This window comes from Brenneria alni (assembly GCF_003666245.1).
GTDB classification, from domain to species: Bacteria; Pseudomonadota; Gammaproteobacteria; order Enterobacterales; family Enterobacteriaceae; genus Brenneria; species Brenneria alni.
The window spans coordinates 228800-250960 of the sequence record NZ_MJLZ01000001.1; the positions used below are offsets into that span (position 1 = coordinate 228800).

General features: G+C 54.8%; 20 protein-coding genes, 1 tRNA gene and 2 pseudogenes. 11 read left to right on the forward strand and 12 right to left on the reverse strand.

The genetic code is table 11. The annotated features are described in order from the left end of the window. Positions 1-47: 47 nt before the first annotated feature. From BIY29_RS00960 to BIY29_RS20485, 3 genes and pseudogenes are all read left to right on the forward strand, one after another. Positions 48-2273, forward strand: coding sequence for a TonB-dependent siderophore receptor (locus tag BIY29_RS00960; RefSeq protein ID WP_121572909.1), 2226 nt, complete (start codon positions 48-50; stop codon positions 2271-2273). Between the two features lie 230 nt (positions 2274-2503). Then, positions 2504-2701, forward strand: a pseudogene (locus BIY29_RS20480) (IS630 family transposase); the annotation flags it as partial. A gap of 993 nt (positions 2702-3694) precedes the next feature. After that, positions 3695-4090 carry a helix-turn-helix domain-containing protein gene (locus BIY29_RS20485; protein ID WP_240629888.1) on the forward strand — a complete coding sequence of 132 codons (396 nt, stop codon included), beginning with the start codon at positions 3695-3697 and terminating at the stop codon, positions 4088-4090. A gap of 109 nt (positions 4091-4199) precedes the next feature. Here BIY29_RS20485 and BIY29_RS00975 read toward each other — a convergent pair whose 3' ends face one another. The 5 genes from BIY29_RS00975 to fimA form a co-directional block, all read right to left on the reverse strand. Beyond that, positions 4200-4811: a fimbrial protein gene (locus tag BIY29_RS00975; protein WP_121572913.1), complete on the reverse strand. Its 612-nt coding sequence runs from the start codon at positions 4809-4811 to the stop codon at positions 4200-4202. Between the two features lie 20 nt (positions 4812-4831). Next, the gene (locus BIY29_RS00980) at positions 4832-5881 is read right to left on the reverse strand and encodes a fimbrial protein (RefSeq protein WP_121572915.1); all 1050 of its coding nucleotides are present in this window, start codon (positions 5879-5881) and stop codon (positions 4832-4834) included. Next, positions 5878-8499 (reverse strand): fimbrial biogenesis usher protein, encoded by a 2622-nt coding sequence (locus BIY29_RS00985; RefSeq protein ID WP_121572988.1) that lies wholly within the window; start codon positions 8497-8499, stop codon positions 5878-5880. Before BIY29_RS00985 ends, BIY29_RS00980 begins: the two co-directional genes overlap by 4 nt. A gap of 108 nt (positions 8500-8607) precedes the next feature. Beyond that, the gene (locus tag BIY29_RS00990) at positions 8608-9441 is read right to left on the reverse strand and encodes a fimbria/pilus periplasmic chaperone (RefSeq protein WP_240629895.1); all 834 of its coding nucleotides are present in this window, start codon (positions 9439-9441) and stop codon (positions 8608-8610) included. Positions 9442-9531: 90 nt separating this feature from the next. Next, positions 9532-10083 carry a type 1 fimbrial major subunit FimA gene (gene fimA / locus BIY29_RS00995; protein WP_121572917.1) on the reverse strand — a complete coding sequence of 184 codons (552 nt, stop codon included), beginning with the start codon at positions 10081-10083 and terminating at the stop codon, positions 9532-9534. Positions 10084-10114: 31 nt separating this feature from the next. Between fimA and BIY29_RS20770 the strand changes: the two genes are divergently transcribed. Next, positions 10115-10249, forward strand: a complete 135-nt coding sequence (locus BIY29_RS20770; RefSeq protein WP_276310274.1) for a hypothetical protein — start codon at positions 10115-10117, stop codon at positions 10247-10249. Between the two features lie 523 nt (positions 10250-10772). Beyond that, on the forward strand, positions 10773-11069 hold the full coding sequence (locus BIY29_RS01000) for a fimbrial protein (protein ID WP_121572919.1): 297 nt from the start codon (positions 10773-10775) through the stop codon (positions 11067-11069). 127 nt (positions 11070-11196) lie between these two features. On the opposite strand, the gene BIY29_RS01005 is transcribed toward BIY29_RS01000, so the two are convergent. The 3 genes from BIY29_RS01005 to BIY29_RS01015 form a co-directional block, all read right to left on the reverse strand. Continuing rightward, positions 11197-11272: transfer RNA gene (locus tag BIY29_RS01005), tRNA-Gly, on the reverse strand. 256 nt (positions 11273-11528) lie between these two features. Then, a complete protein-coding gene (locus tag BIY29_RS01010) occupies positions 11529-12650 on the reverse strand; it encodes an NADH:flavin oxidoreductase (RefSeq protein WP_121572921.1) in 1122 nt (373 codons plus the stop codon). A 19-nt stretch (positions 12651-12669) separates the two neighbouring features. Next, complete coding sequence (locus tag BIY29_RS01015; protein WP_121572923.1) at positions 12670-13182, reverse strand: MarR family winged helix-turn-helix transcriptional regulator; 513 nt, start codon at positions 13180-13182, stop codon at positions 12670-12672. An 86-nt stretch (positions 13183-13268) separates the two neighbouring features. Between BIY29_RS01015 and BIY29_RS01020 the strand changes: the two genes are divergently transcribed. Continuing rightward, the gene (locus tag BIY29_RS01020) at positions 13269-14522 is read left to right on the forward strand and encodes a multidrug effflux MFS transporter (protein WP_121572925.1); all 1254 of its coding nucleotides are present in this window, start codon (positions 13269-13271) and stop codon (positions 14520-14522) included. Positions 14523-14539: 17 nt separating this feature from the next. Next, positions 14540-15694, forward strand: coding sequence for a saccharopine dehydrogenase family protein (locus BIY29_RS01025; RefSeq protein ID WP_121572927.1), 1155 nt, complete (start codon positions 14540-14542; stop codon positions 15692-15694). A gap of 90 nt (positions 15695-15784) precedes the next feature. Here BIY29_RS01025 and BIY29_RS01030 read toward each other — a convergent pair whose 3' ends face one another. Genes BIY29_RS01030 through BIY29_RS20150 form a run of 3 tightly spaced genes read right to left on the reverse strand, consistent with a single transcriptional unit; the run spans position 15785 to position 19207 of the window. Next, entirely contained in the window at positions 15785-17311 is a 1527-nt protein-coding gene (locus BIY29_RS01030) for an ABC transporter transmembrane domain-containing protein (RefSeq protein WP_121572929.1), read from the reverse strand. Then, positions 17308-18360, reverse strand: a complete 1053-nt coding sequence (locus tag BIY29_RS01035; RefSeq protein ID WP_170158869.1) for a DUF1611 domain-containing protein — start codon at positions 18358-18360, stop codon at positions 17308-17310. Before BIY29_RS01035 ends, BIY29_RS01030 begins: the two co-directional genes overlap by 4 nt. A 10-nt stretch (positions 18361-18370) precedes the next feature. Further along, complete coding sequence (locus BIY29_RS20150) at positions 18371-19207, reverse strand: alpha/beta fold hydrolase (RefSeq protein WP_170158870.1); 837 nt, start codon at positions 19205-19207, stop codon at positions 18371-18373. Positions 19208-19714: 507 nt separating this feature from the next. Here BIY29_RS20150 and BIY29_RS01045 point away from each other — a divergent pair. From BIY29_RS01045 to BIY29_RS01055, 3 genes and pseudogenes are all read left to right on the forward strand, one after another. Further along, positions 19715-20086: a hypothetical protein gene (locus BIY29_RS01045; RefSeq protein WP_121572935.1), complete on the forward strand. Its 372-nt coding sequence runs from the start codon at positions 19715-19717 to the stop codon at positions 20084-20086. Positions 20087-20257: 171 nt separating this feature from the next. Beyond that, positions 20258-20569: pseudogene (locus tag BIY29_RS01050) on the forward strand (LLM class flavin-dependent oxidoreductase); the annotation flags it as partial. 281 nt (positions 20570-20850) lie between these two features. Then, the gene (locus BIY29_RS01055; RefSeq protein WP_121572937.1) at positions 20851-21390 is read left to right on the forward strand and encodes a DUF2058 domain-containing protein; all 540 of its coding nucleotides are present in this window, start codon (positions 20851-20853) and stop codon (positions 21388-21390) included. Positions 21391-21414: 24 nt separating this feature from the next. Here BIY29_RS01055 and BIY29_RS01060 read toward each other — a convergent pair whose 3' ends face one another. Then, a complete protein-coding gene (locus BIY29_RS01060; RefSeq protein WP_121572939.1) occupies positions 21415-21615 on the reverse strand; it encodes a helix-turn-helix domain-containing protein in 201 nt (66 codons plus the stop codon). 105 nt (positions 21616-21720) lie between these two features. On the opposite strand from BIY29_RS01060, the gene BIY29_RS01065 reads away from it, so the two are divergent. After that, entirely contained in the window at positions 21721-21975 is a 255-nt protein-coding gene (locus tag BIY29_RS01065) for a helix-turn-helix domain-containing protein (protein WP_121572941.1), read from the forward strand. The last annotated feature ends 186 nt before the right edge of the window (positions 21976-22161 follow it).

The following is a 22161-nucleotide window of genomic DNA, read 5'->3' on the forward strand; positions in this document are numbered from 1 at the left end:
CGTCACATTTTCAACCATCCCGGTGCAACCGGAGTAAGGAGTCTGTTATGAGAATTAGCAGTATAGGTTTGGCGCTGTGGACATCGACCACGATTTACGCAGCCTGTGCCGTTCACACTGTACAGGCGCAGCAGCCATCCGCCGCGATCAACGCCTCCCAGGGCAATCCCGCGAATGCTGACAGCGCCAAAAAATCGGGATCTGACACTATCACCGTCGTCGGCAAGGCGGAAACGGCGACGATGCCAGTGGACGGATACATCGTGACACGGAGCGCCGCCGGAACGAAGACGGATACGCCATTGATTGAAACGCCTCAGGCTATCAGTGTGGTGACTGCGGATCAGATGGAAGCGCAGGGAGTCCAGCAACTCTGGCAGGCATTTCGCTATTCTGCCGGTATCCAGGGGGATGTACGCGGGGATATCTCGCGGGCCGATGCCATTTATATTCGCGGCATCGGTTCACTGAACAATGCCAACCAGTTTCTGGATGGCCTGCGCCTGCCGCGAGGAACATCATATCTTGCTTACCAAATTAATCCCCACAGTCTTGAACGCGTCGAGGTACTTAAAGGCCCCGCATCGGCTTTATACGGCCAGGCGCCGCTTTCAGGGATTGTGAACGCCACCAGTAAGCGACCGACGGCCACACGTTTTGCCGAAGTGGAAGCCCTGTTCGGCTCCCATAATCGACAGCAATATGCTTTCGACGTCGGCGGGCCAATATCGGATGACGGTACGCTGCTGTACCGGTTGCACGGCCTTGCGCTCGATTCCGACACCTCGGTCAAGTACACCAAAGAAAAACGTTTTTCCATTGCGCCGTCTCTGACATGGGCGCCAAATGAAAGTACCTCATTGACGTTTCTGGCATCGTATGAACGTCTTCCCGACGGAGGATTTTTTGGTAACCTCCCGGCTCGCGGAACGATTAAACCGAATACTTATGGCGCAATACCCAGCGATTTCTACGATGGTTCTCCCTTATTCGACGAATATGACCGCACCCAGGCAACGCTGGGCTACAATCTGGAACACTGGTTATCTGATAGCTGGAAAATCAACCAGAATTTTCGTTATCTCTATATGAAGATGAACGAAAGCTACGTCCACACCTGGAGCCTGCTGCCTGACGATCGCACCCTATTCCGTAATGCGCTTTGGTCAGATCAGAAGCTGAACGCAGCCAACCTGGACACCAATCTGCAAGGTCAGCTTAATACCGGCATCATCTCACATGACGTTATGGTCGGCTTTGACTACCAATGGGACAAATGGCAGCAAGATATGGGACTGAGCCTGCTGCCGCCCGCGACCGCCGCCCCCTCGCTTGATCTGGTGAATCCTGACTACTCTTTATCCATCGTCAGGCCGGACGCATCCACACTGGCGGAAAGAACCCAGAATATTCTGGGCCTGTACGCTCAGGACCATTTGAAAATCGATAAACTGGGTATTTTGCTGAGTGGCCGGTATGACTGGGCCGATATCAACAACCGAAATAAGATAACCGCAGTTGATACCAAACAGGATTTAGGGAAATTTACCTGGCGTTCCGCCGTCATCTACAACTTTGACAGCGGTTTTGCACCTTATATCAGCTATGCGACCTCGTTTGACCCGACCACCACCGCCAATGCTTATGGCCCCCCGTTTAAGCCGACAACAGGAAAACAGTGGGAGGCGGGTCTGAAATACCAACCGACCAACTTCCCCGGCATGGCTACACTATCGGTGTTTGACCTCACCCAGCAGAACGTGCTGGCGCGTGACACCTCACCTGGCGCCCCGCCGACCCGGCAGGTTCAGGTTGGGGAAATTCAATCGAAAGGGATTGAACTGGAAGCTCAACTTAATCCGATTACCGGCCTGAACCTGATCAGCGCTTTGACCTGGATAGATCCCAAAGTGGAAAAAGGCGACAATGCCGGTATGCGGCCCACTTCCGTTTCCAGAGTTTTGGCTTCATTCTGGGCTGACTATACAGTGCAAACGGATAAACTCTCCGGGTTAAGACTTGGCGCAGGAGTGAGGTATGCGGGCAGTTCCTATGCCGATACGGCAAATACGCTGGAAGTGCCTTCATACACCACCGTGGATGCGGCAATTCATTACGATCTTGGCGCAATAAGCCACAGCCTGCGGGGATTATCGGCATCGTTGAACCTGACTAACCTATTCGATAAGACCTACTACACCTGTAATGCGCCCGATTATTGCAACTATGGCGAAGGACGAACCGTCTATGGTTCGCTGAAGTACCGCTGGTAAAAAAGGCGGCGGAAGCCTCTCCTTAATGTATGGAGAGGCGTACCGCGCCATCCCTGGCGCGGACGCTTTACTCTTCTATCCCATTCTCACCGTTCTGATTCCGTAAAGAGGTTTGTCAATGGTCTGAGCTTATTGAATATTATGAAGATTAAAAAAACAAAGTGTGATGAGCCACTCTGCTTATCGAAGCCGTTCATCCGACACAGGCGACAAAACTCAGTGATGGATGGTTCAGTCCGAATCTGAACGCGATAGAGCGCTTGTGGAAAGTAATGAACGAGAATGCGCGGAATAATCGCTATTTTGAAAACACCTGCGAATTTCAGGATGCGATATACAATTTTTTCTCAACCACGCTGCCAGAAATAGCGAACTCACTGATATCCACAATTCACGATCGTTTTCAGTCACTCAAATCTGCATCTTGAGGTTTATTAAAAATAGGCTGGCATCATTGATTATCAAATCAACTTATCCTCGCAATTGATATAGGAAAAATTTGTATAAATAAGTTAACCCATACTATAATTTTCCCGTAATGTTGCCAGTCGCGGCCCGACTGGCGAACAAAAACACAATTCATCATATAATTTCCAGCGTAATTTATTACTACTCAAGGATATAGTTATGTTCTCATAGATATTAGTGTAAATAAAACTATCGGTTCTTCTCATTTCCTTAATCCAATCCGACGCTTTATATTAAGCTGCTCGCCTACTCGTGAGGAAAAGATAGCCTATAGGTTATTCTTCCGTTTAATGGAAGATAATAAACATCATGAATAAAGAATTATATTTATTTACTATCTCAGTCCTTAAAAAGGAGTTCTATACTCGTCATACTTCAAGTTGCATGTGCGTTGGCCGAGTTCAGTCACCCGAATAACTTACTTGAGTAAGCTTATCGGGATTCCTTCTCTAGCCGCCTTCCTCCAACTCGAATTATTTAGAATATATAACCAGGTATCAATGCATACCCCTTAATAAGAAACATTACAAATCAAATTGTTATATGTTGATGTTAATAAATTTTATCATAAAGTTAGCGAATTATGCTTGCGTAGCTTCTGTCGTTCGATGCAATCATCGCATTTTTTATGTGAATCTTCCTATGCGCTCATCGTTATTTCCTCAATACGTGCGCCAGGTTATTTTTAAATTTATTTAGTTATTTTATCTGGATTTTAAATAATGTGTGATTTAGCAAAGTCTGTATTTCGTCTTACTAAAATACTTTCCCCCCACGCTCGCACAGCACATCCTACGCATGTAGTGAGAGGCAAACGACGTTATCATCTTTTAAATGCAGGAAAACCGAGAATTTATTTAATAGACGAGGGGGTATTCCTAATACGGAAAACGAAAGACAACAAAATCGTCTCCGTTATTTCCTCACCCACCATCGTAGGGTGGTCAATAGCAATGATCGACCAAGACATTATTTATTTGGAAAAAGTCGATTATGGCAAAATAAGATGGATGCCGCTTGACGTCGCGATGCGAATCGTTACCGCCTACCAGCGATTCGATGACGTACTAAAAATAGTCAATTTCCGCTTTCAATTGCTGGTCAATCATTGTGTGGACAACAGCGGCGATTCAATATCCGTGGTAGAGAAGACACTGCGATCCCTCAATCAACTACCGCCGGATGTACGTCAGCGCTTCACCGCCTTGACTTACCTCTCCCAATACACCTCCCTATCGAAAAGCACTATCAACAGAGTGCTAAAACGCTTGCAACATGACGGCATGATAGCGCTGGATCGGGGGCGGCTCATACAGTTTTCCGATATTCGCACGGACGAGCAAACGTAAGCGTCGTTTCCTCATTTTCCCGACCATGGACGGCGTCTTTTCCAGACGCCGTCCATCGCTTCTTGGCTGACCATGCGTCTGGTTTATCGTGATTCAGCCAAAACGCTGGCTACTGATAGGTCAGCGTGAAGGTGGCGTCGGCGTTGGCCGAACCCGCCGTAACAGGGCCGCCGGTCGCGACATACTGACCGTAGAACACCAGCGGCACGCTCTGGGCGTTGGCGGCTAGCGCATAAACCTGACTGGCCTGGCCGATAGCGATGCGATTCCGCTCTTCATCCAGGATGGCCACGGCCAGATTAGTGGCGGTGCTGTCCTGGCTCAACGCCAGCAGCGTATTGTCGACGGTGTCGCCCCCGCCGTTGAACGTGACTTCCACCCCGGCCGCCGCCGCCCCGCAGTTTTCCAGTGTGACCACAAACCGGGTAGGAACAGGACTCTGCGGCGTGGCGGCAAACTGCCGGCTCGCCCAGGTGCCCAGATCCACCGTCTGGCTTTGACTGTCCTGACTGACATTGCAGCTGTTGGCAAGTATCGTCACTCTAAGCTCCATGTTGCTCAGGCCCAGATCCGCCCGTGCGAGAGCAGAGAAGAGCAGAGCGGCGCAAAGAGCCGACCCGCAAATTCCAGCCACGCTGACGACAAACGGCTGCCAGCGGCCAAAACGCCGCTGGAGTGGCTGGCCGCTGGCACTGGCTTTAACGCGTTGATGTGAGTTCATGTGACATGTTCTCCCTTAATCTATTGGAAATCGACGCGCAAGTAGCCTCTGCCGGTCGCCACACCTTCCGTCGGCGCATTGCCGGTCACGCTGGCCGGATAAGCGCCTATGGTTACATCGGCGCTGGCGGCGTCGTCGAGAAGGAAGGGGATCACGCTCGACAGATTATTGGGCGTCAGCGGATTGCCGCTGCTGTCGGTGATCACGAAACCGACGTCAGGGTTGTCGGAAACGATCATGTTGCCCTGGACGGTGTCCGCCTGAACGCGCAGCGACAGGCTGGCCTGCGCCTCGATGCCGTTGCATTCAATGCCGATATTACGGCTGACGGGCGCGATGCCCTCAGCTTTCTCGCCGGCGGTTTTAAAGGCGCCCGATGAGACGCTGCCGAAATCAATACTGATGATTTGCCCCGCGTTCAGCGTACAACTCTGCGGCACAGTGACCGAAGCGCTAAGATAGCCCATTGCAAGCGGCGAGCCGGTGCCCTGGCCTGCACCGCCCTGATTGGCGTACAGATAGAAGATCGGAAACGACGGGAGATTGGTGATGCCGATGAACGGACGTTTGATGCGGAAGTTGACCCGTACACGACTACCGCTGACAAGCGACCCAGTGCAGTTCCCCGTACAGTTATTAGCCACATCAACAAAAGGTACGTTATAAAAGGGACTCGTGTTTGTACTATTGTCCCTTATGGAAATCTGCGAAGCGAGTTGCAGGTAATCATTGGTGACGATGTCGTACCAGTTTATGTCGCTTTCCGTCGAGGCAAGCGTCAGCAATGGTCCCACAGTCGAAGTGAAGTAGGTATTCGGGCCGTGAACACAACCTCCCCCCAGAGCGTAAGTCCCCGAACCGGACTGCTCCTGCCAGCCGGTATTATACCCCACATAATTTTGAGTGGAGGCCATCGTATACGTGTAATTGTAAATCATCGGCGAACCGGTGGTATTCGTGCATTGAACGGCCAACGCGGCCTGGGAAAAGCAATATGCGCCAACCGCCAGCCCCAGCAAAAGGATTCTGCCGTACATCGACTTCATTGACTTCTTCAGGATTTGTTTCATTGGCACCCTGCCTTCGTATAAGTTATAGGTTGGTTCTGACTCCCTTCCGGCAGCGCATAGTCGACGATGCAGCGCTGCTGCGCTCCGGTTCCCCATTCCACCTTCAGCGTTCCCCGTGGCGGCAGCCCGGACAGGAATACCTGACCATTGTCGCCGACGATACCGGTGTAATCGCTGCCAGGTCTGGAGACCTGTGCGCCGAAGGGCATAGGTCTGCCGTCGCGCTGATGCAGCGTGATCAGCGCTCTCCCGCCCACACGGGCGTTGAAATTCGCCGCCACCAGCGCACCACGGGTGGGGATGACGTTCACTACCGCGTTATCAACTTCGGTATTGTTGCCCAGCGTATTGATTTCCAGCGCGATGCGGTTCGAACGATAGACGCTGGCGTAAGGAATGACCGCATAGCCGCGCCAGTCAGTGCTGATGCCGGTGGTGTTTTCCAGTCCCACGTCGTCGGCGCCGGGCGCTTTAATCAGCACGTTGGTGTCTCCCAGCGGCTGGCTGAAGGTAACGCCGTCTGCATGGGCGACCACGCCGCCGCTCAGGCCGTAATTCATCTGACGATAATCGCGGTAGTAGTTGTAGCCGATGTTGCTGTTGCCATAGGCGCCCTGATAGCTCAGATCCACGCTGCCGCTGTAGCCGACGCCTTTATTGCCATAACCCTGCCTGACGTTGTAGTTCAGGTTGTTGTCCTCCAGCAGCGTACCGCCGACGCCCACCTGCTGAACGGTGCGGTCACGGTTGTCGGTAGTGGCGTTGTATGTCAGATAGGACGAATTGGCGTTGCGCGAAAGATAGTCTTCCCCCCTGCCGGGACTCAGCCACTGACCGATCGGCAGCGACAAGTTGAACGCCAGCAGCTTGTCGCTCTCGTCTAGCCCCTGACTTTTGTTGTAGCTATAGGTGAAGCTGTAGCTGATGTTGTTGTAAACGCCGCTGTAACCTACCTGCCACAGATCGTTGCTGCGATTGGAATGCCAGTAGCTCTGTCGGCTGCCGCTGAAGAACACCGATCCCATGTCGTCGCCCAGCCGCTGGGTTATATTGACCTGAACCCGACTCTTCTTGGCATGGCGCAGATCGTAATAATCGCGGTAGACGGTGCGGTCGGTCACCGTATCGTCCAACGTATAGCCACGCATGTTTTTGTAGCTGGCTTCATCCAGCGTAAAGAAGCCTTTGGTCGAATAGCGATAGCCCAGCAGTTGGAAGTTAGTGCCGAATTCGTTGAGTGACTTGGCGTACAGAAAGCGCAGCGACTGGCCGCTATGGTCGCTGCCATCCGCCAGTGTGCTATAAGCCTGGGTAACGTCTGTGGAAAACGCGCCCCAGCTACCGAGATTTTTCCCCGCGCCGACGGCGAAAGACTGGTAGTCTTCCGCCAACTGGGTGCCGCCGTACAGCGTCGTCCCGGAGGACAGCCCCCAAATCACCGTACCCTGGCCGAACTTGGGATCGCCCTGTTGACTCAGGTTGCTGCGGTATTCGCCCACAGTGACGGCGTATTTTATCCGCCCCTCGCGCTGTAGCAAGGGAACGGCGGAATAGGGCACGACGAAGCTGTTAGTGCTATTGTCGCTTTCGGTGATCGTAACCTGCAGGTCGCCGCTGGACGACGTCGGATACAGGTCGGTGATGGCGAACGCGCCCGGCGCGACGTAAGACTGATAGATCACATAGCCGTTCTGCCGAATGGTCACACGGGCGTTACTTTTGGCGATACCGCGGATGGTCGGCGCAAAGCCGCGCAGGCTGTCCGGCAACATGCTGTCGTCGGAGGCGAGCTGCGCGCCGCGAAAGCCGATGCTGTCGAACACGTCGCCGGGCGTGTTGCTGTCGCCGAGGGTCAACTGGCTACGCCAGAGGGTCACCGCGTGTTGCAGATAGGTGCTGACGTGCTGCCAGTCGCTGACGCGCTGGTTCCGCTGGCGATTGTAGTTCCAGGTGGAAAAATCGCGCAGGCGCCACCCTTTCCAGTTCAGTCCGCTGTCGAGATTGAGAAAATAGTTGTCGCTACGGTAATCGCCGTGGCTGTTGCTGCCAGTGAAATTATAATTGAGCAACGCGGCGGTAACGCCGTCGTCCCACTGCTCCGGCGGGATGTATCCCCGCCCGCTGTTTTTCAGCGAGATCTGCGGCATACTGAGATGCAGCCGCTGTAGTTCGAAATCAAACGAACTGACGGCGTCGGGAATCGCCGCCGCCACCGCAATACAGCGATCTTCCGGCGCACCCGCCACGGTGGGGAAAGCACTTACGTTGACGTTGAACTGTTCCAGCAGAGGCCGGGTCAGACAGGCTTCCAGACCGGTGTCGTCGGGCGTCTCCGCCCCGTCCGCCGACGTCTTCTGATCTTTCCGGGCGTGAAACGCGATATCACGAGTGGTGACATACTCGTCGTTGATATAGATCTCCACTCGATAGAGGCCTGGCGCCTGCCCTTCGTCGCGTTCGAAACGAGACAGATCCGCGATCGCCGACGGATCGTTCGATAAAAATGCCGGGTTAAAAAACTCTTCGGCGGATACACCGCCGACCGACAGCGCAATGCAAAGTGCTATCGCCCGATGCAGTCGTGTGAGGCGATTATCCAAATGTATCAGCGAATGCATACGAAAATTCCTCGCTAGCGTGACGGAAAGCGCCCTGATGTGGTCGCTGGCGCTTTCCATTACACTCATACCATCCTGTTCAGGTGCCAGCATAATCGCCTCCTATTATCACCGCAGCTTGCCGGTGGCTTTGGGCGTGTTGGCGCCATAATCGTTAATCGTCTGGAAGGTCACGTTGCCGCGGCTGTCAGCGGGAAGCGGCACCGAGGCATGGCTTTTGGGGGGAACCATCGTATTGGGGAGCTTTTGCGCGCCGTAAGCGGCGTTGACCAGAGTGATGAAATAAGGGGACGGATTGTCGATTCTGAGCGAGCCTCCCTCGCGATGGAAACCCAGCAGATCCGGCGCATCGGCGGGGGACACTGGCAGGCCGGACGGACGCACGAACAGCTTGATGCGCGACAGTACCGCCAGTTGCAGCACGTTTTTATCCTCAACTTCAGATTTATCTGTGGACGGAATCGCCTTGACGTTCATCCAGAACACGGATTCGCGATCGCCGGGCAATGCCTTGCCGATATACATGATGCGCAGCGTATTTTCGCCTTTAGGTTTGGCGACAAACAGCGGCGGCGTCACGACGAAATCAGCGGTTTTGTTGCCTTTGTCGTCCTCGACCCAGGACTGGATCAAAAAGCGGGTTTTGCCGTCGCTATTATTGATGGAAAGAGATGTCTGCGTGGCGCCTGCAGGATAGATGACGCGAGTGGCGCCGAGGGCGATACCGCCCGCCTGGGCTACCTGAGACAGCAAAAAAATCGCGGCTCCGATGTGGGCAAACCGGAGTAATGACGTTATGTTAAACACGCTAAACCTCGTTATGCATGACAGACGTTGAGCTGTCTGCAGATATCTATGAGTGAAAATGGCCGCATCCTCGCTCGGCGACAGGCGGCGAAACGGCATGACAGAGCGTGGCAACCGGGCATTGGCGAGGCGCACCGATATCCGCCTGTTCTGTCTGTAGGGCGGTCAATTTCTGAGAAAAATCCGTCCCTGGACAGCGTCCACATCCTTAATATGCATTGCTACTTATAGATACTGCAGGGTGAAGGTAGCGTCCGCATCGGCGGCGCCAGGCGTAACTGCCGCCAGGGTGGACTTATAGCGTGCGGTGAAATGCAGCGTGTTGCTGCCGTCGATCAGCGTCTGCGCGGCGGAGAAGCTCGAGCCGTTGGGCGTCAGTACACTGCCCGTATGATCGGAGATCTCAATACCAACGCCGTTTGCGCTGCCCGAGCTGCCGCTGCCGATATTACTTACGGCCAGCAGAGTGTTATCATTACCGTCGGCTGCTCCGGTAAAAGCGACCGCAGCCGTTGTGGAGACGGTGGTGTCGCAGTCTTCGAGATTGATGGTGAAAGGCACTTTGCCGGAGTAGACGCCAACATCGGTAAAACGCGCACTGCGATATTGGCCGAGATTGACTACCTGATCGGCGCTGTTGGTGCTTACCGCACACGCCGCGTTAACAATTTCTCCTTTGAAGTGGACCGTACCGCCCGTGACAATGGCAGCCAGCGACATGCCGCTCACGGACAGCAGAGAGGCGCCGATCAGGGTATTAAGTAATGTCTTTTGCATACTTATGATTCCTAATATCTAAAGGTCGTTAATGACGTTTTCATCTCTGAAAGCGTTCGTGGCCCAATTGCCACAGGGTGCGTACTGTCTGCAACTCCCGCAGGACAGCCGGACGCACGCCAGCAGCGTCTTATTCCATGCAGGAATGCAGAAAATGTGCGTTTGAATACACATCGACATGACGCTTTCTTAGTATTTTCAAGAAAATCTTTTTGTGGGGAGGAGCGATGGGTGTGTTAAATTTTCAGGATAAAATCCCTTTATTTTCTATTTTTTTACATTTAATTCTAAAGGAGACGCACAAATTCAGCTTAGATAGGTTAATTTTCTGAAAAAAATCGCAAAAACAGCGTAAGGGTTTGTATCATACCGCGAATAATCAGGTTCATATGGAACCTGATGTTTTTTGTTTGTTAAATTATGATTATAAATTAATCGCCTTATCATTACCCTCGATTTACCCCTGACATGGCCATCTCAACGCCTAAGTAACAACTCAATGATTCTTAACTAATTTACGTTAACCCGACAAACGCCTTCAGCACCAAACAAATCTGCCCGGCAATTAATACATAAATATTTCTTACATAAGGCTCATATGCCGACCAGCGCCACTAAAAAAATCCGTTCAAGTTTCAGCAGAATTCGCCGTTTATGTAGAAGACACCAGGCAATTTGGAATAAATATAATGAAACGACAAATTATAAAACTCGTCTGCACCGCAGGCTTGATTTTCACCGTATCGCACGCTTCCGCTTCATCGTCCTCGGGCATCATTCGTTTCGTCGGCGCCATCGTCGAACCGGCTTGCGAAGTCAGCTCACTGTCGCAGACAGTTACCGCACAGTGCTGGCGCCAGGGAGAAATGCACACATCGACGGCGGCGCAATGGGATAAGCCCAATATGCTGCCGCAAAAAATGGGGTATATGGAATCCAGGAGCCTGGCTCCCAACGCGAAACTAATTGTAGTTAATTACCATTAACAGCGAATGGCGGCGGCCCGGAGTCCGCCGCCGATGATGTTCAATGGATTGCTTTGGAAAAAAAAAGAGCTTTTCGCTATTTTTTCAGAGACCTACAGACATCAGTGGACGTCTATAGAAAGGAAATTGGAGCGGGAAACGAGACTCGAACTCGCGACCCCGACCTTGGCAAGGTCGTGCTCTACCAACTGAGCTATTCCCGCATATATCAAACTTCATTATCCCGCGGTTCCGCTGAAAAACACACTGGTCGAACCCTGGGCGACATTTGCTGCTTAATACATAAGCATATGAATTTTATAGATATTTAACTATAAACTCATTCAACGGCCAGCATTATGGCCCAATCAACGGACACTGGCAAGACCTTTTCAATGAAAAATCGCCTCATTGACGTTCCGGTGAAAAAAGGTTTCGGGCCGGTGGCAGTTTTGCAGTGCAACCTGTCGGCCCATCACCTCAGAACAGATCGGCAAGGGTTGCGGGATTGAAATTCTTCAGCCCGTTTTGATCGCCGGAGCGGATCTTCGTCACCCACTGCGGATCGGCAAGCAAGGCCCGACCGACGGCGATGAGATCGAATTCATCCCGCTCCAGCCGATGAATGAGGTTTTCGATGCCGGTGGCCTTTGCACCCTCACCTGAGAAGGCTTGCAGGAAATCAACCGACATACCGACCGAACCCACACTGATAGTCGCCGCCCCCGTGAGCTTTTTGGCCCAACCGGCAAAGTTAAGACCGTCTTTGCCGTCAATCTCAGGAAATTCCGGTTCCCAGAAGCGGCGCTGCGAGCAATGCAGCACATCCACCCCCGCTTCAACCAATGGGCCGAGCCAGTCGAGCATCTGCTCCGGTGTATCCGCGAGCCGCACCGCAAAGTCCTGCTGTTTCCACTGACTGACGCGCAGGATGACGGGAAAGTCCGGCCCCACCGCCTGCCGCACGCGCTTCACCACCTCCGCCGCAAAGCGGGAACGCTCTTTGATGGTCGCGCCGCCGAACCGGTCAGTACGCTGATTGGTGCCCGCCCAGAAAAACTGATCGATCAGATAGCCATGGGCGCCATGCAATTCCAGCGTATCAAAGCCCAGGCGCTTTGCGTCACCGGCGGCTCGGCCAAAAGCCTCAATGGTGTCGGCAATCGCTTCCTCGGTCATGGCGTCGCCACGCGGATCGCCAGGGGCCACAAGACCCGAAGGACTCTCGACCGGCACGCCCGGATCCCATTCAGTCACCATGTTTCGCGTCGAACCCACGTGCCAAATCTGAGGCCCCATCCTGCCGCCCACAGCATGAACCTCGTCCACCACCCGCTTCCATCCCGCAAGCGGAGCATCACCATGGAAAAATGGAACGTTAGGATCGTTGCGGGATGCAGGCCGATCAATAACCGTTCCTTCGGAGAGGATCAGCCCCACCTCGTTTTCCGCCCGCCGCCGATAGTAGGCTGCGATGTTTTCGCCGGGTACGCCTCCGGGCGAGAACGAACGTGTCATGGGAGCCATGACGATGCGGTTTTTCAGTTCCAGAGACTTAATCCGGAAGGGTTGGAATAGTACATCGATAGATGATGAGGACATTGGACTATGAACTCCTGCTTTAGTTGGTGGAATGGTCGGTATCCGCACATACCATCGGTGGTTGATCAGGTCGTGGAAAACCTGACTCTCCCGCCCGGGTGAGGGATTCGTCGAGCGCACTGAGCAGTTTAATCGCCGGTGCGAGATCGACCGCATCATCGATATAGCGGGCGAGGAATTGGCCCCATTCGGCGCGAACTTTCTCAAGATTGCACACGGCGAGCGGTGTGGGCTGCAGGCTGACGGAACGGCGGTCTTCCGGGTCTGGGATTCGCCGGATCATACCTTTGGCTTCGAGCGACCGTAGCAGTGCGCTCGCGTTGCTGGAGCGAAGGCCGACCTCGTCACAGAGTCGGGATGGGTTAGTGCCGGGACTCTGTTCGATGTGGTTCATCACGAGACTTTCGAGCGAAGTGATCTCGATAATTTCAGGATCGAGACACCCGTAGAGGCGGATGTCACGCGCCACGCTGAGGACGAAATGGGCCAGATCGGCGAGCTGAGTTGCCCTGTCGTGACGCTCGGATGTCATGCGCTGTCCCCCTTGCGATAATTGACTATGCAAGCATAGATACTATAACATTCACGTTTGCATAGTCAAAACGTGAGGTGTAGCAGATGAACAGGTGTGTCAAGAACGATCAGGATAAGACGTGCGCGTCGTCTGCCCGGATCGGCATCACGCTTCTGCTGACGCTCGCGTTATTGACCGGAATAGCCCCGTTCGCTATCGACCTGTATCTGCCAGCGTTCCCGGAGATGGTCGAAGATCTGGCCACGACATCGGCGGGTGTCCAATTGTCGCTGACGACCTTTCTCATCGGCGCTGGCGTAGGTCAGCTCATTTTCGGGCCGCTTTCCGATCGCCTCGGCAGGCGCAGTCCGCTTGTCGTGGGGATGGGTCTTTACCTTGTGGCAAGCGTGGTTGTTGCACTCGCCCCGACGATCGCCGTATTCGTCGGTGGTCGATTCGTGCAGGGGTTGGCCGGGGCCGCAGGTATGGTTATCTCGCGTGCCATCATTATTGATCGCGCACGTGGCGCGCAAGCCGCCCGGTACATGAGTATCGTGATGCTGGTCAGCGGGATCGCCCCGGTGATCGCCCCGGTCGTCGGCAGCGTGCTGGTAAACCCGCTGGGCTGGCGTGGCCTGATGTGGATATTGACCGGGCTCGTCGGCATCGGCTTTATCGCAGTCCTCCTGTTCGTCCGCGAAACCCGACCACTCACCCTGCGCAATCATGGCCATCTGGCGGCACCGGCATCGACGGCATACTCGCTGATGTCAAGGGCCTATCTGGGCAACATGTTCGCCTATGTCTTCGCCTTCGCGACGATGATGGCCTATATCTCGGCATCGCCCTTCCTCTATCAGAGCATGATGGGCCTCGACGAGATCGGTTACGGGTTGATGTTCGGCCTTAACGCGCTTGCGCTGATGATCACCGGCGCCGTTTCGGCCCGGCTCACCCGCCGATTCCGCACCGCCGCCCTTGCCCGAACCGGACTGTTGTTCAACCTCGCCGCCATCGTTGCGCTGACGCTCCTCGTCCTTGCGGATACGCCCGCCATCTGGTTCGCCGTACCCATCTTCGTCGCCGTCGGGTCATTAGGCCTCGTCTTCGGCAACACGATCGCGCTTGCTCTGGCAGCCGTCCCTATGACAGCGGGTCTGGCTTCAGCCATTCTCGGTACGTTGCAGCACCTCCTCGCCGGCGCCGTTGCGCCGCTTGTCGGTATCGCGGGCGAAGACACCGCATTTCCGCTCGTTCTCACAATGTTCGTCGCATCGGTGATCGCCAACGTCGCGTTCGCCGTCTCGACGCCTACTGCGCATCTGCGCGAGTCCATTGCCGTCGCTACAGAGAATTAATAGAGGAAGGTACATATATGAACCTGAATACAGAATTCGACATCATCGTCTTTGGCGCAAACGGCTACACCGGTCGTCTGGTGGCCGAGCATCTGTCGCAGAGGTACGGGATCGGCGGCGAAGTGGTCTGGGCCATGGCCGGACGATCGGCGGCGGAACTTGCCCAGGCAAGGGACGAGATCGGCGCACCCAGCAATACGCCGCTGGTGATCGCTGACGCCACCGATCCAGTTTCGCTACGAAAAATGGTTGGCCGGACAAAAGCCGTAATCACCACAGTCGGGCCATACCAACTTTATGGCTCCGACCTGGTCGCCGCTTGTGCGCAAGCAGGAACGGATTATCTCGATCTCTCCGGCGAACCCCATTGGATGCGCAGCATGATCGATAAGCACGAGGCGCAAGCCAAAACCAGTGGCGCACGGATCCTGTTCGCCTGCGGCTTCGATTCGATCCCGTCCGAAGTCGGCGTCTGGTTCTGTCAGGATACGTCGCGCAGGGTGCTGGGCGCGCCCGTCGCGTATGTGAAGGGGCGCATTCGCGGATTCAAGGGCGGTATTTCCGGTGGATCGATGGCCAGCGGCAAGGCAACAAGAGAAGCGCTGGAGAAAGATCCCGCGCTGGCGGCGGTGATCAACAGCCCCTTCGGACTTACCCCCGGTTTTCAGGGGCCGCCGCAACCGTCAGGAACCGAGCCGAAAAACGATCCGGACGTGGGAGACGTGGTGCCTTTCATGCTGGCGGCCATCAATGCCCAGAATGTCCACCGTTCAAATCTGCTTATGGGGCACGCATACGGGCGTGATTTCATCTATGACGAGATGATGCTCGCCGACGCCACGAAGTCTGCTGCACCGCCGGACGTCAACACACCGTCTGGCGGTGTTCTCAAGCCGGGTGAAGGCCCCGCGCAGGACGCACGCCAGTCTGGATTCTTCGACATGCTCTTCATCGGCACAGCGTCGGATGGCCGGAAAGTCCAGATCTCGCTCAAGGGCACCGAAGACCCCGGTTACGGCTCCACACCCAGAATGATCGCTGAGAGCGCAATCTGTCTTGTTCGCTCGCCGGACGTTCCTGGCGGCGTTTGGACACCGGGCGCCGCGCTTCAGGGCCGACTCGTAGATCGGTTGCAGCAACACGCGGGGCTGACATTCGCCGTGGAGGATTGACTGAGCGAGGGTACAGACTGCAGGCTGACGCCGACCAGTGGTCTGTGTGTCTACAAATAGCTGCCGCTCCTCTGGCTTTCAGCGACTCCCTTATTGCTCAGTCCCGGCTTGCGCAGTCGGTTCGGAAAACAGACAGGTGGCTTTCTGGTGGTCAAGCCATGCAGCGATATCGGGATCTTCGACCCGCTCGGCCACGAGTATCAACGCAGGATGTTTCAACGCAGCGCTCAGTGCGCTCAACGCGAAGCGACCAGTCGGCGTCACATCCTGCGCCCCCTCGGCAATCTGGCGGTCAAGTCCGCCGAGATTCGCCAAAACTCGGTCTAGCCCCTTGATTTTCAATTGTTTCAAGATAGCCTCATCCCGGGGCCGGTTACTAAGTCCCAGCGTCAGCACCCGGCGCAAACTGCCGCGCAGTACCACCGGCGCGGTAGTCAATACCGATATCCCCCGTCGCAGCGTACCCGGAGAAACCTCGGTTATATCGATCCCCTGAAGCAGAACCCGGCCTTTCTCCACCGGCTCGGCACCGGAGAGCACTCGCGCCAATGCATCCGTATCCGTTCCTGGCGGCAAGATCGCGCGATCGCCCGCACCGACATGAAGATCAAGCGGTACGTGCGTACCAAGCGGTAGCGCGGCGATGTCGAGCGTAAAGGCACGAGCATCGAGCCGCATCATCGCACGCTCGGGACGCTGCGGCCCCGATAACGCACGGACAAGATTATCCCCCGCCACCCGCCAACGCGCAGCACGGCGAACACTCCCCGCCAGATCGCGCATAGGGGCGATCGTCAGCCCCAGCGTGGCCAACCCGGCGGCCAACATGCTCGCTGGCAAGTCGTGCGCGGTGCCGAGCCACAGGATCGCCGCCCCGGCGACGCCCGCCAGCGCCTCGGGCAGCGCCATGAGCGCTTCCGATCCGATACGGGCTGCAAGCGCGGTTTCCGTCAGATCGCGGCTGCGCCTGCGGATCAGCGCCGCCTCGCGCCGCCGTCTGCCTAGCATATCAAGCGCAGGCGCAAGCGGCAGGCGTTCGGTCATATCGGCTGCCAACCGGGCGCGACGAGCACGCAACCGCCGTTCCAGCTCGATCAACCGGCAACCAGCCGGGCCGAGCGCAATAAGCATCGCCACGGTTACAGTAAGGCCGATCACACCAAAGACGGGATCCAGCCAAAACAGTACCGTAACAGCGGCAGGCAGCACGATCCCTGATTCAATCAGCCTCGGCAGCCCCAGCCCTGGCCATCCCTTCAACGCCGAAATGTCGCCCACGAAGCGCAGCATCAGATACCCCTTGCGTCGCCGCGCCAGCGCCGAGGCTGGGCTGCGGGCGGCATGATCGAATAGCGCCAGTCGCACCGCGCAAGCGTAATCCTGCCCCAGCCGTTCAGCGCAAACGCGAAAGGCCGGGCGCAGAATCGCCAATGTCAGTCCCGCCCCCGCCAGCATCAACGGCCATTGCGGCGGCAGGACTCCATCATTGAGCGACGAGAAAGACGCCCTCGTCGCCACGGCGATAGCCGCCAGCGCCAGCGCCTGCAAAAGAGCGAGAGCGACAAGGACGGCGATCTGTCGCCCTCTCCCGCCGTCGAGGATGCCAGGCGGCATCATGCCGCCTCAACCCGCCGCACCGTACCCGCAAGCGCCGCGAGCCGGTTCGCCTCCGCCGGATCGAGAAGCTGCCCCTTAGTCAGAACGCTGATTCCGGTCTCATCCTGCGCCTCGGTCGAGGCCATAGGCGAACAGGAAAGCATCCCGGTCAGGGCGAATGGCCGCAATCCGTGACGTGCAAGTTCCGTCACCCCGCCCGAGGCGGCCACCGCATCACCGCAGGCGAAGATCACGCCCGCAAGCCCGGCGCGGAAGCCGGGGTCGGCAATCAGCGCCGCCGTCTCTCGCTGGAAGATGCCGTCGGCGATCTCCAACACCACGATTTCGGCTCCGGCGCAAACCGCAGCGCCCTTCAGATCCTCAATTCCCTGGAGCACCCGCGACAGCGGCTCGCCGAAGGTGGTGACCATGCCCGCATCGGTGAAATCGGCGACAAAGGCCACGCCGGAATCGACATATTCGTTAAAATCGCCGAACGAGCCGGTGCCTGTGCCCTTGAGACTGGCGACCCGCCATCCGGCCAGCGTCAGTCCCCGCGACAGCGCTACTGCGGCGGTGGTCTTGCCCGAATTCATCGCCGTTCCCAACACCACGATCACCGGTACGCTAACCGAAGCCGAAGTGCGCGGCAGGGCGAAATCGGCGGTATCCAGCACTCTCCCGTTCGCTCCGATGAGCCGTCCCAACGGCTGTACTCGCGTCGGAGGCTTGATGCGTTCATGACGGTTAATCATCCGACCCAGGCAACCTCCCCCCGCCAGCATGTCGCAACCGTCGGCGGCAATCTCGGCCACCCCCTCGAATTGGTCGGGCGCATAGCGCGCACCGCAGGGCAGCACCACCAGATCGCCGGGATAAAGTGTCGAGGGTCGCCCGACGACGAGCTGGATGCGCTGGTGCTGGCCGATGGAAACCACGCGTCCGAGGATAAGTTGTCCCGCCGTCGCGGCCATAACATCGGCATCGATCCCGGCGACAAGCGCGGGGTCGATACGCCGGGTGGAAAAAGCCCATTTGGCACGGGTGATAGTCGAAATAAAAAAGGTCATATTGGTTTCCTTATGAGGAGGCAGAGGCAAGTATCTGGGCGGCAAGGCCTCCCCGCTGGGCGCAGAGGGCAAAATCGTGGCCGCAGCCTGGCAGGAGCGAGAGCGTGACGTCGGGAGCGCTCCCATGCGCCCGCGCAGCGGCGGCGAAGGCCGCGGCATAGGTTCGGGCGCGGGCCACCCGGTCGCATCCCTGTATTGCATCAAGCACCGGATCGGCACGCAGCGCCGGATCGCGGCCAGTGTCCTCGGCGCCGACATAGAGCCGCAACGGCAGGCGTAGATATTCGGGAAGTTGCGCCCGGCAGATCGCGGCTATATCAGCCTGGCCCGGCCCTGGTTTGCGATCTCCGTCCCCCAGGCCGACGGGGAAGGCGATATCGGTATCAGGCAGGCAATACCAGCCTGCGGCGGCGATATGCAGCCGTGCGATGCGCTGCGGGTAGAGCATGGCAAAACGGTGCGCGAGTTGCGCTCCCCCAGAGAAACCGAACAGCTCTACCCGCGTGGTATTGATGCCGATTCCTTGAAGTTCCCTAAACAGCGCCAGCAACGCGTGATCGGGACGGCGCACGCCGATACGCTGAAACCCCGGCCAGTCGGTTCGCGAAAAACGCGGTGCCACCAGTACTCGCCCCGCCTCTAAGGCATGGATGGCGAACGCTTCACGGATCGCCCGCGCATTGCGCGATATACCATGCAATGCCACCAGCGGCGGCAGGTCGGGCCGCCGCTGCTCCGGAATCAGAACCCCGGCACATAACCGGCCCTCGGGCAGATGCAAGCGTAAAACCTTCTGACGGAAAGATCTGCACGCCGGGGGAGCATCCTGCAATACGTCCTTGAACATAAAAGCCTCCCTTTTATCACTTTATGATAGAGATATATTACATTTTATTAATAGTAGAAAATTTTCTCTGATACCGGTTGTTTGATTAATTTTTTTAATGACTTAATAAAACATCTGGACAGGCGCCGCGACGCGCCCGGTGCAATCGTAATAACGCAATAAAACCCTCGAGCTTTACTCATCAAAAAACTCACCAATCAAATCAAATAGCTTCTGATTCAGCAATATAAAGGTCTGGTGAAGATCGTTTTTTTATTACGAATCCCATTATTGGATAAAAATCTACGTTATATTCATAAACTCTGTTTGCTGCCATCGAGAAATATTTAAAAACTCCGTCGCATTCGCATATGTTAATTCTTAGTTACATAAAAGTGCCTCAATTTTTATAATAAGTAATAATCTCTGTGAAACACTGAAAATCAGCGTTTTTTATTGCCCAACATAATAATCAAATTCAATATACCCTCCCCCATCAAAGCCCAGGTCAACCGTGATGAAACGCACATGTCTCCCTTCACGCATTTGGCTCTTGATATCGGGCTGACGGACTTTCTTGATTATATAGAACCGCGCCTGGCGGCCGATAGCGCGGTGTTGTATCAACGTCAGGCATTCCTTGAACGATTGCGGAGCATACCAGCGACTTTGCCAAGCGATTGCATCGAAACGATGCCGATAATGCCCAATTATTTCTTCAATCAGTTTAATCTGCTGTTAACCCATCATTCCAAGCAGGGAAGATGCACCGCACTGGCGCAAATGGTGCCAGTACGGAAATGCATCAGATCGTTCGGTTTCGAGAGGACTTTGGCATTTGATGGCTTAGGCGTGGTTATTATTAAATGCGTTAAGGTGTTGGCAACGGCTTTTTCGTAGCTGCTTTGCTATCAGCGGCGTTAGCCACTACTATCCCAATACGATATCCAGAAGTTAGGGCTAGCAGGCGATCTCAAGTTAAGAAAACGCCCTGATAAGCTAATGGGCTATATGGAGTACCACCGCGAAAACGTATTCAAAAATAGCTAACAAGGCGCTCGTTTGGATGCTACGCCACGTGTCTCGGCCAGCCGCAGCATTTTTGCCCTGGTGGATGATCGTGACCGGATGTATTTCGGTTCAAGCCGTGACGACAGCGATAAGGTTGGTTTCCTTGATGAGAAAACCCGTGCGATTTTCGGGCGCAGCTATGCCGCAGAACCGGACAAGCTGCTCGAACAGCTAAAACAGGATGAAGCGATTACCGAAGCGGATACTTTATTGCTGACCGTGCCGAATCAGTTAGGCGTGGATTACAACGTACATGTTATCGAGTCCATTCTGCAACATGTTGCTCCGGCAATGGGCTGGCGCGACGAATAAGTCTGAAATGAAAAAACGCCTCGCATGTTTTATGATATACGAGGCGTTGAATCTGGATTCGCTAAACAGCGATTGTCTTACGCGTTAGTCTGCGGTTGCCTCAGGGCGTGAAGCGGACATTGTTAACTGAGTGTTGTGTCTAATCCTGGGAGCAGATCACGCCAGCCTCTGATAGACCCCTCCAAACTCAAGCCACACACTGATCAGATCCCGCAACCTGGTACAGCCTCAAAAATTACAGGTATAATCCCACAAATTATTCAACTGGTTTAGAAACGAAGATGACAAAACTCACCTTACAAGAGCAGATGCTAAAAGCTGGATTAGTGACCAGCAAAAAAATGGCCAAAGTCCAAAGAACGGCTAAAAAATCACGAGTTCAGGCTCGTGAGGCAAGAGCGGCTGTGGAAGAAAATAAAAAAGCACAACTTGAGCGTGATAAGCAGTTAAGCGAACAACAAAAACAAGCGGCTTTGTCTAAAGAGTATAAAGCTCAGGTAAAGCAGCTCATTGAAATGAACAGAATCAACATGCCAAAAGGCGATATTGGTTTTAACTTCACAGATAATAATTTAATAAAAAAAATAGTTGTGGATAAGCTTACGCAAGCTCAGTTGATTAGTGGTCGTCTCGCCATTGCTCGTTTGGTTATTGATAACAGTGGCGAGAGTGAATACGCAATTATCCCCGCGAGCGTAGCCGATAAAATTGCGCAGCGAGATGCGAATAGTATTGTATTAAATAGTGCGCTTAGTCAGGAAGAGCAAGATGCAGAAGATCCGTATGCCGATTTTAAAGTGCCCGATGATTTGATGTGGTAATGCGGCCAGCCCGACTGGATTACGTCATGTGGCTTGCCCGCTTTTTATCGTATCTAGTTTCAGTGCATCAGCAATTAAGCGCTCGCCCTCCGGCCAGTGTTGCGTCAGCACATTCGCCAGCGTGGACGAGGCCAGCCCTGCCTCTCTGGAAATCGCAGCCAATGATGTCCCTTGTTTTCTCAAAGAGACCATGATATCAGCAGGATTCCAGTCATTTTTATTCATCTCTCTCACCCCTCTCTAATAACGAATTTCATTAATTATCCCGTTTGGGGATAGTCAAATAAATGACTAATATTCGATCTTGGGATATCGGTCAAGGTTAACGAGATGGCATCAATTTATTCAGAAGAATATCAATGCGTTATCAAGGCGCTGCGCGAGGCGCGTATAGCAAAAGGGGTCACGCAGGAAAGTCTGGCTCAGGCGCTGGATCGCCCTCAGTCGTTTATCGCCAAAGTCGAAAACGGAGAGCGCCGGTTAGACATCGTCGAATTTGTCCATCTTGCTCGTTTACTCTCGATCAATCCCATCAGCATCATTGGCAAGATCCCGTCGAAATACAAACCGCTTAACGCAAAATAATTTCGCGTGACAACGGAGCGCCTTTTGCAGGCCGTACCCGACTATTTGCCGCCATGCCGAACGCACCCGATTTTCATGTACTAATTTATGTACTACTTGGGCGTGGTTGGCGGTGGATTTCAGTGGATTTCAGTGGATTTCGCTGGACGCGCAACAGAGCGATTAGCCTGTTGAATCAGAGAGCTA